This window comes from Actinosynnema sp. NPDC091369 (genome assembly GCF_044757065.1).
In the GTDB taxonomy this organism is placed as follows: Bacteria; Actinomycetota; Actinomycetes; order Mycobacteriales; family Pseudonocardiaceae; genus Actinosynnema.
The window spans coordinates 1-13,123 of the sequence record NZ_JBIVUG010000010.1; the positions used below are offsets into that span (position 1 = coordinate 1).

The 13,123-nt window shown below is 72.0% G+C and carries 12 protein-coding genes and 1 pseudogene; all 13 read left to right on the plus strand.

The annotated features are described in order from the left end of the window. Positions 1-938: pseudogene (locus ACIQMJ_RS30170) on the plus strand (hypothetical protein); the annotation flags it as partial. Beyond that, on the plus strand, positions 935-1,483 hold the full coding sequence (locus tag ACIQMJ_RS30175) for a hypothetical protein (RefSeq protein ID WP_499764389.1): 549 nt from the start codon (positions 935-937) through the stop codon (positions 1,481-1,483). The pseudogene ACIQMJ_RS30170 and the gene ACIQMJ_RS30175, both read left to right, overlap by 4 nt. Positions 1,484-1,577: 94 nt before the next feature. Continuing rightward, entirely contained in the window at positions 1,578-2,186 is a 609-nt protein-coding gene (locus ACIQMJ_RS30180; protein ID WP_499764390.1) for a Pvc16 family protein, read from the plus strand. After that, entirely contained in the window at positions 2,183-4,183 is a 2,001-nt protein-coding gene (locus ACIQMJ_RS30185; protein WP_499764391.1) for an ATP-binding protein, read from the plus strand. The genes ACIQMJ_RS30180 and ACIQMJ_RS30185 overlap by 4 nt, the downstream gene beginning before the upstream one ends. Positions 4,184-4,280: 97 nt before the next feature. Further along, positions 4,281-4,982, plus strand: a complete 702-nt coding sequence (locus ACIQMJ_RS30190; protein ID WP_499764392.1) for an eCIS core domain-containing protein — start codon at positions 4,281-4,283, stop codon at positions 4,980-4,982. A gap of 204 nt (positions 4,983-5,186) precedes the next feature. After that, positions 5,187-6,710, plus strand: coding sequence for a phage tail sheath family protein (locus ACIQMJ_RS30195; RefSeq protein WP_499764393.1), 1,524 nt, complete (start codon positions 5,187-5,189; stop codon positions 6,708-6,710). 29 nt (positions 6,711-6,739) lie between these two features. Further along, entirely contained in the window at positions 6,740-7,183 is a 444-nt protein-coding gene (locus ACIQMJ_RS30200; RefSeq protein ID WP_106618463.1) for a phage tail protein, read from the plus strand. A gap of 4 nt (positions 7,184-7,187) precedes the next feature. Further along, positions 7,188-7,619 (plus strand): hypothetical protein, encoded by a 432-nt coding sequence (locus ACIQMJ_RS30205; protein WP_499764394.1) that lies wholly within the window; start codon positions 7,188-7,190, stop codon positions 7,617-7,619. Further along, positions 7,616-7,774 (plus strand): DUF6760 family protein, encoded by a 159-nt coding sequence (locus ACIQMJ_RS30210; RefSeq protein WP_499764395.1) that lies wholly within the window; start codon positions 7,616-7,618, stop codon positions 7,772-7,774. The genes ACIQMJ_RS30205 and ACIQMJ_RS30210 overlap by 4 nt, the downstream gene beginning before the upstream one ends. 2,213 nt (positions 7,775-9,987) lie before the next feature. Further along, positions 9,988-10,110, plus strand: a complete 123-nt coding sequence (locus ACIQMJ_RS30215) for a hypothetical protein (protein ID WP_499764396.1) — start codon at positions 9,988-9,990, stop codon at positions 10,108-10,110. Positions 10,111-10,116: 6 nt separating this feature from the next. Beyond that, complete coding sequence (locus tag ACIQMJ_RS30220; RefSeq protein WP_499764397.1) at positions 10,117-10,548, plus strand: phage tail protein; 432 nt, start codon at positions 10,117-10,119, stop codon at positions 10,546-10,548. A 4-nt stretch (positions 10,549-10,552) separates the two neighbouring features. Beyond that, the gene (locus tag ACIQMJ_RS30225; protein WP_499764398.1) at positions 10,553-11,311 is read left to right on the plus strand and encodes a CIS tube protein; all 759 of its coding nucleotides are present in this window, start codon (positions 10,553-10,555) and stop codon (positions 11,309-11,311) included. Next, on the plus strand, positions 11,301-13,121 hold the full coding sequence (locus tag ACIQMJ_RS30230; protein WP_499764399.1) for a VgrG-related protein: 1,821 nt from the start codon (positions 11,301-11,303) through the stop codon (positions 13,119-13,121). The genes ACIQMJ_RS30225 and ACIQMJ_RS30230 overlap by 11 nt, the downstream gene beginning before the upstream one ends. Positions 13,122-13,123: the final 2 nt, after the last annotated feature.

Below are 13,123 nucleotides of genomic sequence, written 5' to 3' on the forward strand. Positions count from 1 at the left end.
ACCACCCCGACGGCACCACCACCAAAGCCGGCAACGACGGCTTCGCCCCCGGCACCCACGACACCGACAAAACCGACCTCGACCCCACCGACGCCAGGGACAGGGCGGCCCGTCACGATGGTCCCGACTGGGACGAGGACTACCGGGACCTCCGCGACCGCAACCGCGATCTGCGCCGGGAAGGCATCGAGTCCTTCATCGCCAACGATCCGCCACCGGGCTCGGATCGCAGCCGGGCGATGCCCGAGAACCGGGCGTTGACCACCGCGCGGTACCGCAGCGACAACACCGGTGAGGCGGCGGACTTCTACTCCTTCAGCGGGCACCCCGGCGACCTCTGGTGGAGCCCGGCCGCCGAAGGGCCGCAGCGACCACCGAGGGAAGAGCAGATCTTCGAAACCTCCAGGGCCACCTCGAACGACCCTGTGACCAACCGGCGAAGCGACGGCGAGGGGCGCAACCGGGTGAACGACTCGGAGGCGAAGTTCTTCGAGGACCTCACCAGGCACCAGCTCGCCGAGCACAGCGGTCTTCCGCGGGACGAGGTGGACGAGGTGCTCCGCGAGAAGTTGAAGCCCATCCACGAGACGAGCGCCCGCGACGCCAGGGCCTACCCGCACGAACGGGTGTACTCGGAGGGCACCAAGGGCATGGCGGAACGCACCAAGGACCGCGTCGAGGCGGCCATCGAGGAGTTGAACCGGCGTGCGGCGGCCAGAGCGGAAGCCGAGGGCAGGCCGTACACGCCGTTCACCGCGGCGGACATCTCCGGTGACCTCCGCATGGTGGTCGACCTGCCGTCGGCGAGGGAGCACGGCATTCCCGCCCAGTACACGATCTGCAAGTCGTGCCAGAAGATTATCCTCAACTACCAGCGCGTGTTCCCCAACATGCGGATCGACATCGTCAACCTCGACGGCGAAAGGCTCCCGGTATGAACCAGCCGCACGGCGTGGAGGCGGCCATCCGCGCCACGTTCGAGAAGGTCGTGCGGGACGGCCTGCGACGCGAATCGGTGGCCGGTGCGGACGACCGGGAGATCGACCGGATGGCCGCTGATCAGGGGGTCGCGGCGGTGCCGGTGGCTGTGCGCGAGGTGTTGCGGCTCATCGGTCGGCGCAGCGGGCTGTGGTTCCCCGGCACGGACTTCGGGGTCGGGCTGGTCACCGGGCGGACCAAGCAGGACGCGCGGGCGGCGCTCGAAGGGCTCTCGCACGAGGTCCGGTCCCCGGACGGCATCTTCGTGCTCAGCGCGCACCAGGGGCACACCTACCACTTCATCGACGGGGCGGACCTCGGCATGGACGACCCGCCGGTCTGGGTCGTCACCGAGCACGAAGAGGTGGTGCGGGACTGGGGCAGCACGACGGAGTGGTTCGCGGCCATGGACCCCGATGTCGAGGACTACCGGGAGATGCTGGAGATGATGACGGAGCTGGGCAGGCAACCGCCCGGGTGGGCGGAGGACCTCGAGCCTCGGTGACCCGCCGCCACTGCCCACAGGGGCAACCGGTGCTGCCCCAAGGAACGCCTGCCGCTCGGTGGTCGCGCGGTCGCGGCCGGGTGACAGTGGGGGTGTGATCCATGAGGTGGACGAGGCGTTGAGGCGGTTGGTCCGGGACGACGCGTTGCGCGGCACGGACGTCGAGGTGGCGTTCGACGCGCCCACGAAGGACTGGGCGGCGCGGCGCAACGCGCCCACGGTCGACGTCTACCTCTACGACATCCGCGAAGACCTCCGCCGCAGGCAGCGGGGTCTGCTCAACGAATACGAGAACGGGCAGGTCACCGCACGCCGGTTGCCGCCGCGCCACATCAAGCTGTCCTACCTGGTCACGGCCTGGACCCAGCGGTCGGAGGACGAGCACCGGTTGCTGTCCGAGCTGCTGATCGGGTTCCTGCGGCACGAGTCCGTGCCTGTCGGGCTGCTCACCGGCACGCTGGCCGAGCTGGGCCTGCCGGTGCCGATGACGGTCGCGCTGCCGCCGCCGGAGGACCGGGCGTTCGCCGACGTGTGGACCGCGCTGGGCGGCGAGCTGAAACCGTCGCTGGACGTGGTGGTGTCCGCGCCGGTCGACTCCGGCCGGGTGTTCGCGGCCGGTCCGCCGGTGGAGGACGGCTTGCGGTTGGCCATGGGCGGCGACTCGGTCGGCCACCGCGTGGCCATGAGCCGCAGGCGCCCGTGAACACCGGCAGCCTGCCCCACCTGTTCACCCGGCTCGCCGCGCTGGAGCGGCGCATCCGGGCGGCGGTCGCGGCGCGGCGCCGCGCCGACACCAACCCGGACGACCCGTTCCGGGGCCTGTACCTGTCCGACGAGGCGATCGACGCCCTGCTGGCCGCGCCGCGCGAGCCGTTCGTGCCGTTCCAGGAGTCGCCCGCGTCGGGCAGGCTCGGGCGTCTCGCCGAGACCGCGGCGCTGTCCGGGCTGGACGTCGAGCTGCTGCTGGTCGCGCTCGCGCCGGACGTGGACAGCCGGTTCGAGCAGTTCTACGGCTACCTCAACGACGACGTGACGCGCCGCCGTGCGACCGCGGGCCTGGCGTTGCGGCTGTGCGGGCTGCCCGAGGCGTCCGCGGCGGGCCGGGCGCGGCTCGACCCCGCGTCACCGCTGCGGTCGTCGGGGCTGCTCGTGGTGGACGACCGGGAGCGGCCGTTCCTGTCGCGGTCGCTGCGCGTGCCCGACCGGGTGGTGGGCCACCTGCTGGGCGACGACCTGCCGGACGCGACGCTCGCGGGCGTCGCGCAGGTCGTGGACGAGGTCACGGCGGTGGACGTCGGCCGGCTGCACCGCGCGCTGCGCGCCCACATCCGACTGGTCTACCTGCGGGAACGGCCCGGTGGTGGTGCGCGCGAGTTGGCCGCCGCCGCGCTGCGGCACGCCGGGTTCGCCGTGCTGGAGGTCGACGCGGCCCGGCTGCGCGCGGAACCGGACCGGCAGGCGTCGACCGCCGCCGTGCTGCGCGAGGCCGTGCTGCGGCACGCCGGGGTGGTGCTCGGCCCGGTCGAGGACGAGCCGCCGCTGGCCGAGTTGACGCACCCCGCGATCCCGCTGGTGGTGTTCGGCCCGAACGTGTGGGACCCGCGCTGGAGCGCCGACCCGCCGTTGCCGCACGACGCCTCGCCGCTGCCGGCCGCCGACCGCGCCGAGCTGTGGCGGGCCAGGCTGGACGGCGGCCTCGCGCCCGGCGTCGACCCGGCCGCCGCCACGGCGCACTTCGTCCTCGGACCCGGCCAGATCACCCGTGCCGCTCGTGCCGCCTCGGTGTCCGCGCTGGTCGACGGCGGTGTGGTGACCACCGAGCACTTGCGGGCGGGCGCGCGCAGCCAGAACGCGGCCGGCCTGCACCGGTTGGCCCGCCGGATCGAGCCCGCCGTCGGCTGGGACGACCTGGTGCTGCCCTCCGGCGTGGCGCGCCTGCTGCGCGAGCTGGCGGCCCGGGCCCGCCACCGCGACCGCGTGATCGACGAGTGGCGGATGCGGCCGGGCGGTGGCCGGGGTCGCGGCGTCACGGGGCTGTTCGCGGGCGACTCGGGCACCGGCAAGACGATGTCCGCCGAGGTCATCGCCGCGTCGTTGGGCCTGGACCTCTACACGGTGAACCTGGCGACGGTGGTGGACAAGTACGTCGGCGAGACGGAGAAGAACCTGGAGCGGATCTTCACCGAGGCGGCGGGCGTGAACGGCGTGCTGCTGTTCGACGAGGCCGACGCGATCTTCGGCAAGCGGTCCGAGGTGCGTGACGCGCACGACCGCTACGCCAACATCGAGAGCGCGTACCTGTTGCAGCGCATGGAGACCTTCGACGGCATCGCGGTGCTGGCCACGAACCTGCGCGCGAACCTGGACGAGGCGTTCACCCGCCGGCTGGACGTGGTGGTCGACTTCCCGCTGCCCGACGAGCCGCTGCGCCGCCTGCTGTGGGACCGCTGCCTGGGCGTGACCGCGCCGCGCGCCGAGGTGGACCTGGACTTCCTCGCCGCGGCGTTCGAGCTGGCCGGCGGGCACATCCGGTCGGCCGCGGTGACCGCCGCGTACCTGGCGGCCGAGACCGGCGGCCCGGTCGGGATGGCGCAGGTGGTCGGCGCGGTGGCGCGCGAGTACCGGAAGCTGGGCCGGCTGGTGGGCGAGCGGGAGTTCGGCCGGTACCTGGGGCTGGCGGTGGCGGACGCGGGCCGGTGAGCCGCCCTTTCGGGCAGCCACCACCGCCCCGCCGGTCCTGGATCGCGGGTGCGCCGCGGTTGCACGATGGACGCGGACTCCGTTCTAAGGGGCGACCATGCGCGAGCACGACCACGACGGTGACGGCGGTGCCCGACCCAGGGGCGACCGCGTCGAGCAGACCGACCACGACCTGGTGGGACGGGCGGCTGCCGCCGGGCGGCCGGACGTCCTCGGGGCGGCCGGGCTGCTGGACCTGCAACGGGCGGTCGGCAACGCGGGCGCGAGCACGCTGGTGGACGAGGCGGGCGAGTCACCGGTGCACGACGTGGTGCGCTCGGGCGGCGCGCCGCTGGACGCGGGCGTGCGCGAGGACATGGAGTCCCGGTTCGGGCAGGACTTCGGTGACGTGCGGGTGCACACGGGCGGCGCGGCGCACGAGTCGGCGAAGTCGGTGAACGCGCAGGCGTACACGGTCGGCTCGGACATCGTGTTCCAGAACGACAGGTACGACCCGGCGTCCGACTCGGGCAGGCACATGCTGGCGCACGAGCTGACGCACGTCGTGCAGCAGCGCAACGGACCCGTGGACGGCACCGACGCGGGCGGCGGCGTGAAGGTCAGCGACCCGTCCGACCGGTTCGAGCGCGAGGCGAGCACCAACGCGGACCGGATCATGACGACACCCGTCGCACCCGCCGCGCCTTCCGTGCAGAGGGAAGACGATCCGGCCGAGGAAGAGGCCGGGAACGGGACGACGGCGCAGACCTACGTCGAGCCGACCGTGCAGCGGGACGAGGACGAGGAAGACGCGGTCTGACCGACGCCGCGCCGAACCCCGCCCCGCCGAACCCCGCCGTGCCTCCCGCGCGGCGGGGTTCTCGTTTCCCGGCAACGGATCCGCGGCTGCACCTTTGGGCAGCCAACCGCGTACACCGGCACAGCCTCGCGGTCGTTTCGCCCGGAGTCGGAGCGCAGCAGCATCGACGGCACAGCTGGTTCCGCTCGACTTGGGAGGCAACGGATGCCCACCTATCTCTCCCCGGGGGTGTACGTCGAGGAGGTGGAGGCTGGTGCGCGGCCCATCGAGGGCGTGGGCACCGCCGTGGCCGCCTTCGTCGGCTTCGCCGCCCGAGGCCCGTTCAACACGCCGACGCTGGTGTCGAACTGGGCGCAGTACACGCAGGTCTTCGGCGACTTCGTGCCCGACTGCTACCTGGCCCAGTCGGTGTACGGGTACTTCCTCAACGGCGGCTCGAACTGCTACGTCGTCCGCATCGGCGGCGAGCGCGCCAAGGACGACGGCCGACTGCCCGCGGGCGGCGCTCAGGCCGCGCTCGGCGGCTACCAGGTCACCGCGCGCGAGCTCGGCGCGGGCGAGATCACCGTGGAGGTCGCCGACCCCGCGGGCGAGAACCAGCCGGACGACCGGTTCGCGTTGCTGGTCAAGCAGGACGGCAAGGTCGTCGAGACGCACCAGGTGAGCACCAAGCGCACCAAGGACAACGTCGTCACCGTCGTGCAGGAGAAGTCGAAGCTCATCACCGTCGAGGAGACGTCGTCCCACGCGGTGGCCAGACCCGACAAGGGCAGCGTCACGCTCAAGGAGCCGGCGGACGCCGCGCCGGTGCCGCGCAAGGTCGCGGCCGACGACTACGTGGGCGACGTGTCCGACCGCACCGGGTTCGGCGGGCTGGAGGCGATCGACGAGATCACCATGGTCGCGGTGCCCGACCTGATGAGCAGCTACCAGCGCGGCGCGATCTCGCTGGAGTCGGTGAAGGCCGTGCAACTCGCGATGATCGCCCACTGCGAGCTGATGGGCGACCGGATCGCCGTGCTCGACACGCCCCCCGACCTGAACCCGCAGCAGGTCAAGGACTGGCGGCTCAACGGCGCGGGCTACGACTCGAAGTACGCGGCCCTGTACTACCCGTGGATCAAGGTCTTCGACCCGGCGAGCGACGACCACGCGTTCATCCCGCCGAGCGGGCACATGGCCGGCGTGTGGGCGCGCACCGACGCCACGCGCGGCGTGCACAAGGCGCCGGCGAACGAGGTGGTGCGCGGCGCGGTGGCGTTGCAGACGCAGCTGACGAAGGCGGAGCAGGAGCTGCTGAACCCGATCGGCGTCAACTGCGTGCGGTCGTTCCCCGGTCGCGGCATCCGGGTGTGGGGCGCGCGCACGCTGTCCTCCGACGCGGCGTGGCGGTACCTGAACGTGCGGCGGCTGTTCAACTACCTGGAGGAGTCCATCCTCGACGGCACCCAGTGGGTCGTGTTCGAGCCGAACGACGACGCGCTGTGGGCCAGGATCCGCCGCACCATCAGCGCTTTCCTGGTCACCGAGTGGCGCAAGGGCGCGTTGTTCGGGCTGACGCCCGACGAGGCGTTCTACGTCAAGTGCGACCGCGAGACCAACTCGGCCGAGAGCATCGACCTCGGCCAGGTCATCTGCGAGGTCGGCATCGCGCCGGTCAAGCCCGCGGAGTTCGTGGTGTTCCGGCTGGCGCAGGTCTCCGGCGGCACCAGCCTCGTCAACGAGTAGCCGAGTCCTAGGTCAAAGGCGGTTTGGTCATGGCTCTTCCCGAACTCGACACCTCGGTAGGCCACTCGTTCGGCCTGGAGGTCGACGGTGTCGCGATCAAGCAGATCTCCGAGGTGTCCGGGCTGAAGATGGAGCAGGACGTCATCGAGCTGAAGACGAACACGGCGGACGGCAAGTACGTCATCAAGAAGCTGCCCGGCAAGCCGAAGGCGGGCGAGGTCACCCTCACCCGCGGGCTCACCGATGACCAGAGCTTCGAGAAGTGGGTGAAGGACGCGCACTTCGGCCGGATGGGCAACGCGCGCAAGGGCGGGGCGATCATCGTCTACGACTACGAGGGCCAGCCCATCAAGCGCTACAAGCTGACCAACGCGTGGCCGAAGTCGCTGGAGATCGGCACGTTGAAGGCCGGCGACACCAGCGTGCTCACCGAGAAGCTGGTCGTGACGTACGAGATGATGGAAGTCGAGTGACGCCATGCGCAGGGTGATGGCGGCGGTGGCGGCCGAGGCTCCGACGTCCTCGGTCCCGGTCTCGCCGATGCGCACGGAGTTCGCCTTCGAGCTGCCGCGCGGGTACGTCGACGACAACGGCGAGGTGCACCGCTCCGGCGTGATGCGCCTGGCGACCGCGCGGGACGAGCTGGTGCCGCTGCGGGACGACCGGGTGCGGGAGAACTCGGCGTACCTGACCGTGGTGCTGCTGGCCCGGGTGATCGTGCGGATCGGGTCGGTGACCGACGTGCACGCCGGGGTGGTCGAGAACCTGTTCGCGTCGGACCTCGCGTTCCTCCAGGACATGTACCGGCGGGTGAACAGCGAGGGGCACACGCGCGCGGCGGTGGCGTGCCCGTCGTGCGGGAACGGGTTCGAGGTCGACGTGGCCGGTGGCCGCCTGGGGGAATCGTGACGTACGGGACCGACCGGCTGCACGAGGAGGTCGCGTACGTGGCGTACCACTTCCACTGGTCGTGGGACTCGATCCTGGACCTGGAGCACGCGGACCGGTTGCGGTACGTGGGCGAGATCGGGCGGATCAACACCCGGATCAGCCAGGGGCGGTGAGGGTTGTGATGTGGCCTTGGCGGCGTGAGGCGGCGCGTGCTGCTCCCCTGCCCGTGCGGCGGGGGGAGTGGCGGGCGTTGCCGCCGATCCAGCGGGTGGTTCGCGCGCACCCGCTGGTGAACCCGGTGGAGCGGTTCTCGGGGTCGTTGACGTCGTGGCGGTCGCCGGGGTACTTGGCCCCGTTGGGGCACCGGGTGGGGGTGGAGGAGCCGTCGGGGGTGATCGACGGGGTGGTGCAGCGGGTGGTGGAGATGCCCGTCGTGCGGTCTGAGGGTGTGGAGGGGCGGGGTTCGCAGGGTGCGCGGAGTGCGCGGGGTGGCTTGTGGTCGCGGATCCGCGATGTCGTCGGTGCGGAGGTTCGGCCAGAGGTTCAACCGGAGGTCCGGCCAGAGGCCCGGTCAGGCGAACGTCGTGAAGCCGCCGCGGTGCAGCGCGAGGTCGGCCAACCGGTGCAGCAGTTGGTTTCCGACCCGGTCGCCGCCGAAAACCCACCGGAAATTCGCAACTCTGCAATAGACCCTGCACACACGCCTTCGTTGAAGGGGGAGACGCCGGGAAGTGTCGTGTCTGCGGAGCCGGTGAGTCGCCGGGACGCCTCGGCACCGAGTCCGGTGAGCGCGCATCCGGTAGTGCAGCGCTCGGCGAGCGAGGGGTCGGCAGTGGCGCGCCGGACCGGTCGAGTTCATGTGGGCGAGAACAACTCTTATCGCAACGTCGCAATCAAGTCGCCAAGTGGCGATTCGAATGGCACAGGACCGGTCGTTGATGCACCGGCAGCGCATGGCCCGGCAGGACGAGGGCTGGAGGGCGAGTCGCCGACCGCCCAGGAGCGGGTGAGTGAGACGCCGGCTGATCCGGATCGGGTTGGTGAGCTGCCGACTGCGCAACGCCGAGTGGGCGAGGGGCAGGTAGAGCGGGGCCTGGCCGGCGAGGCTCACGAGGTGGTGCGAGGCCGGGTCGGTGAGGTCGCGACGGCGCAGAGGGCGGTCGGCGGGATTGTGGCCGGACGCGGGCTGGTGGCCGGACGCGCGCCGCTGACTGCGCGGAACCGGGCGGGTGAGCTGCCAGCCGCAGGGGATGGGGTGGTTGAGTCGCCGACCGTCCAGGTCGGAGCGGTCGAGGTGCCGACTGCGCAGCGCCGAGGGGGCGAGGTTGCGGCAGGGCAGGGCTCGGGTGGCGAAGGTCAACCGGCAGTGCAACGCCGGGTCGCCGAGGTGACGACAGTGCAGGGGCCGGTGGGTCGAGGCCGGGTGAGTCGGGAGCCGGTGAGTCCGGGGCAGGTCAGTTCAGGCCCTGTCAGCCCGGAGTCGGTGAGTCCGGACCCGGTGAGTCCGGGGCCGGTGGGCCGGGAGTCGGTGGGCCGGGAGTCGGTGGGCCGGGAGTCGGTGGGCCGGGAGTCGGTGGGGCAGGGCCGGGCGGTGGGACAGAGCTCGGCGGTGGGTTCGAGCCGGGTGGGGGGAGAACCGGTGCTGGGGCTGAGCAGGGTGAGTCAGGAGCCGGTCGGTTCGACTTCGATCGGCTCGGGTCCGGTGGGACTGCGGCCGGTCGGTTCGGGCCCGATGAGCCCAGGACCGGTGAGCTCCGATCCGGTGGGTCCGGGTTCGGGTTCGGTGAGCCCGGGACCGGTGAGTCTGGGGCCGATAGGCCAAGGGCCGGTGGGTGTGGGTTCGGTGGGGCAGAGCTCGGCCGGTAGTGGGCCGGTAGGTCAAGGAGCGGTGGTTCAGCGGGTTGCTTTGCACGACGTTGCGGGTGATGCGGCGGTGGGGACTTCGGCCGGCCCTCGGCCAGTGGTGGCTCGGGGGTTGGTGGGGCTGGGGCCGGCGATGTCGCGTTCGACGGTCTCGCGGTCGGTGGGGCAGGGCTCGACACCGGTGACGGGTGTGGTCGAACAGGCTGCGAGGTCGGAACGGGCGGCGGTGGGCGAGGGTCGGTCGGTGGGCGAGGGCCGGTCGGTGGTCGGGGTGCAGCGGGTGGTGGCGGAGTCGGGGCGGGCTCGGCGGGGCGTCGGGTTGGGCATGCCGGTCACGCCTGTCGAACGTCCCGGGACCGTCGTGGTGGAGCAACCGGACGCGGTTCGGGTCGTGCAGCGGGAAGTGGAAGTGGTCGCGTCCCAGCTCACGCCCGAACCGCCGGCCCCTCCGTCAGCCCATGCACCGGCCCATCCGGCCGGAACAGCGGCGACGGCCCCGGCGCAAACGCATGCGGACGGTGGTGTGGCCGGGATCGAGCCCGAGGAGCTGCTCAAGAAGCTCTACGACCCGCTCGTCCGGCGGCTCAAGGCAGACCTGTGGCTCGACCGCGAACGGCGCGGGGCGTTGACCGATCGGTGGAGGTGAGACGGTATGGCCGAGGTGGATGAGGCGGTGTCCGTGTGCTTCGTCGTGCGCATCGACGACGAGAGCCTCGGCTCCTTCGACAGCTGTGACGGGCTCGGCGTGGAGTTCACCGTCGAGCAGCACGAAGAGGGCGGCAACAACGGGATGGTGTGGCAGCTGCCCACCCGGATCAAGTACTCCAACGTCAAGCTCTCCCGCCCGGTCACCAAGGACAGCGCCAAGATCCTCAAGTGGATCGCGGGCATGGCGGCCGGCGTCACGCGCAAGACCGCGATCATCGAGGCGCGGACGCCGGCGGGCACGGTGATCGCGAGTTGGGCGCTCTCCGGCGTCGTCCCGGTCAGGTGGAGCGGCCCGCAGCTGTCCGCCGACTCGCCCAAGGTCGCCACCGAGACCCTCGAACTCGCCCACCACGGCTTCCTGAGCACGGCGAAGTGACGCCATGGCCTCCCCGATCACCTTCACCTCGGCGGGCTCCCCGAAGGCCGCGAGCTACGCCGCGCCCACCAACCTCCAGAAGGCCCTCCTCAGCGTGCACCGCCCACCCAAGGCGGGCGGCGCGGCGAAACCCGGTGACCTGCTGCACGAGATCACCTTCCAGTTCAACCCCAAGGAGCTGTCGCTCAGCAAGAACGCCAAGTGGGAGCGCAGCCGCCAACCCAACGTGGCCAAGAGCGGCACCCCGGAGTTCAAGGGCTCCGACCCGGTCAAGCTCGCCCTCGAAGTCTTCCTCGACGCCACCGAGCACATGGACGACGGCGTGGTGAAGAAGGTCGAGCAGCTGTTCGCCTGCTGCGTGCCCACCGAGGACAGCCGGCAGCACGGCAAGGGCTCGCCGCCGTGGGTGATCTTCAAGTGGGGCGGCATGACGGGGTTCCCGGCGTTCGTCGCGAGCGTCGCCGCCAAGTACACCCTGTTCACGCCCGCGGGCGTCCCGGTCCGCGCCACGTGCACGGTCAACCTGGAGGAGATCGCGGGCGAGCAGGGCGGCCAGAACCCGACCTCCGGTGCGCTCGCCGCGCGCGACTCCCACGTCCTCGTCGCGGGCGACACGTTGCAGTCCGTCGCCTACAAGGTCTACGGCAACCCCGAGCTGTGGCGCGAGATCGCGGAGGCCAACGACATCGACGACCCGATGCGGCTGCGGCCCGGCACCCGGCTGCTGGTGCCCGCGTTGGAGGAGGTCCGCGATGGCCGGTGAGACCTTCGCCAACTCCCTCGTGGTCGAGGTCGGGTCCGCGCCGCTGGCCGCCGACGTCAAGGCGCTGCTCACGCACGCCTACGTGGACGACAGCCGCAACCTGCCCGACGTGTTCGTGCTGCGCTTCCGCGACCCCGGCCACGTGGTGCTGGGCAAGGGCAGGTTCTCCATCGGCGCGAAGATCGTGCTCAAGGTGCAGACGTCCGACCCGGGCGGCCCGAGGCCGCTGCTCACCGGCGAGGTCACCGCCGTGGGCGTCGAGCTGGACGCGGGCGGCACGTTCACCGAGGTCCGCGGCTACGACCTGGGGCACCGGCTGTTCCGCGGCCGGCGGGTCGCCTCCTACCCGAACATGACCGTCGCCGACGTGGTGCGCAAGGTCGCGCAGCGGGCCGACATCCCGGTCGGGCGGCTCGACGACGTGCGCGGCTTCGGCCGGCCGCACACCCAGCTCAGCCAGGACGGCGTGAGCGACTGGGAGTTCCTGTCCCGCCTCGCCGCGCTGGTCGGCGCGCAGATCGCGGTGGTGGGGGGAAAGCTCGAGTTCCGGCTGCCCGAGGAGCCGACGTCCGCGCCCGCCACGAACGCCAGGGCCAGGACGAGCCCGCTGGTGCTGGAGATGCACCGCACGCTGCTGTCGCTGCGGGCCGCGATCACGGCCGCCGAGCAGGTGCCCGAGGTGCGGGTGCGCGGCTGGGACGACGAGAACAAGCAGGCGGTCGTGGCCGTGAAACCGGCGGACGCGCTGGGCACCGAGGTCACCGGCGTGGACCCGGTGGCGCTGGCGAACAGGTTCGCCGGCCCGCCGTTCCTGGCCGGCGGCCCGCACCGCACGCAGGCGGTGGTCGACGCGGTCGCCGCCTCGCTCGCCACCCAGCTCGGCGGCGCGTGCGCGGAGCTGGTCGGCGTGGCCCGCGGCAACCCCGAGCTGCGCGCGGGCACGGCGGTGGCGCTGACCAACATCGGCGAGCCGTTCGCGGGCAGGTACACGCTCACCGGCACCCGGCACCTGTTCACCGAGCAGGTCGGCTACACCACCGAGTTCACCGTGTCCGGCCGCCAGGAACGCTCCCTGTACGGCCTCACCAGCGGCGGAACGGGTGGCGCGGGCGCGCCGGGCCGCGGCCTGGTGCCCGCCATCGTCAGCGACGTGCGCGACCCGGCGGGGGCCGGCCGGGTCAAGCTCACCTACCCGTGGCTCGCGCCGGACTTCGTCAGCGGCTGGGCCCGGACCGTGCACGGCAGCGCGGGCAACGGCTACGGCGACCTCGTGCTGCCCGAGGTGGGCGACGAGGTGCTGGTCGGCTTCGAGCACGGCGACTTCGACGCGCCGTACGTGCTCGGCGGCCTCTACAACGGCAAGGACAAGCCGCCCGCCCTCGCCAAGGACCCGGTGGACGCCAACAGCGGCGAGGTCGCCGCCCGCGGGTTCGTCTCGCGCGAGCACCACCGGGTCGAGTTCGTGGAGGACGAGGGCATCACGATCGCCAGCGGCGACGGGAAGTTCGTGGTCCGGCTCGACCAGCGCAACCAGGTCGTCGAGGTGACCAGCGGCAACGCCGTGACGATCAAGGCGCGGAACGGGGTCACGATCGACGCCGGCACGGGCGCCTTGGACCTGAAGGGCCGGCAGATCACCGCCACCGCGCGGGCGGACGTGGCGATCGAGGCGGGCGCGCAGCTCAAGGCGTCCGGCACGGCCGGCGTCAAGGTCGAGGGCGCGACGGTGGCCGTGACCGGCCAAGGGCAGGCGGAGCTGACCGCGAGCGGCCCGGTGACCGTGCGCGGCGCGGTCGTCCGGATCAACTAGGA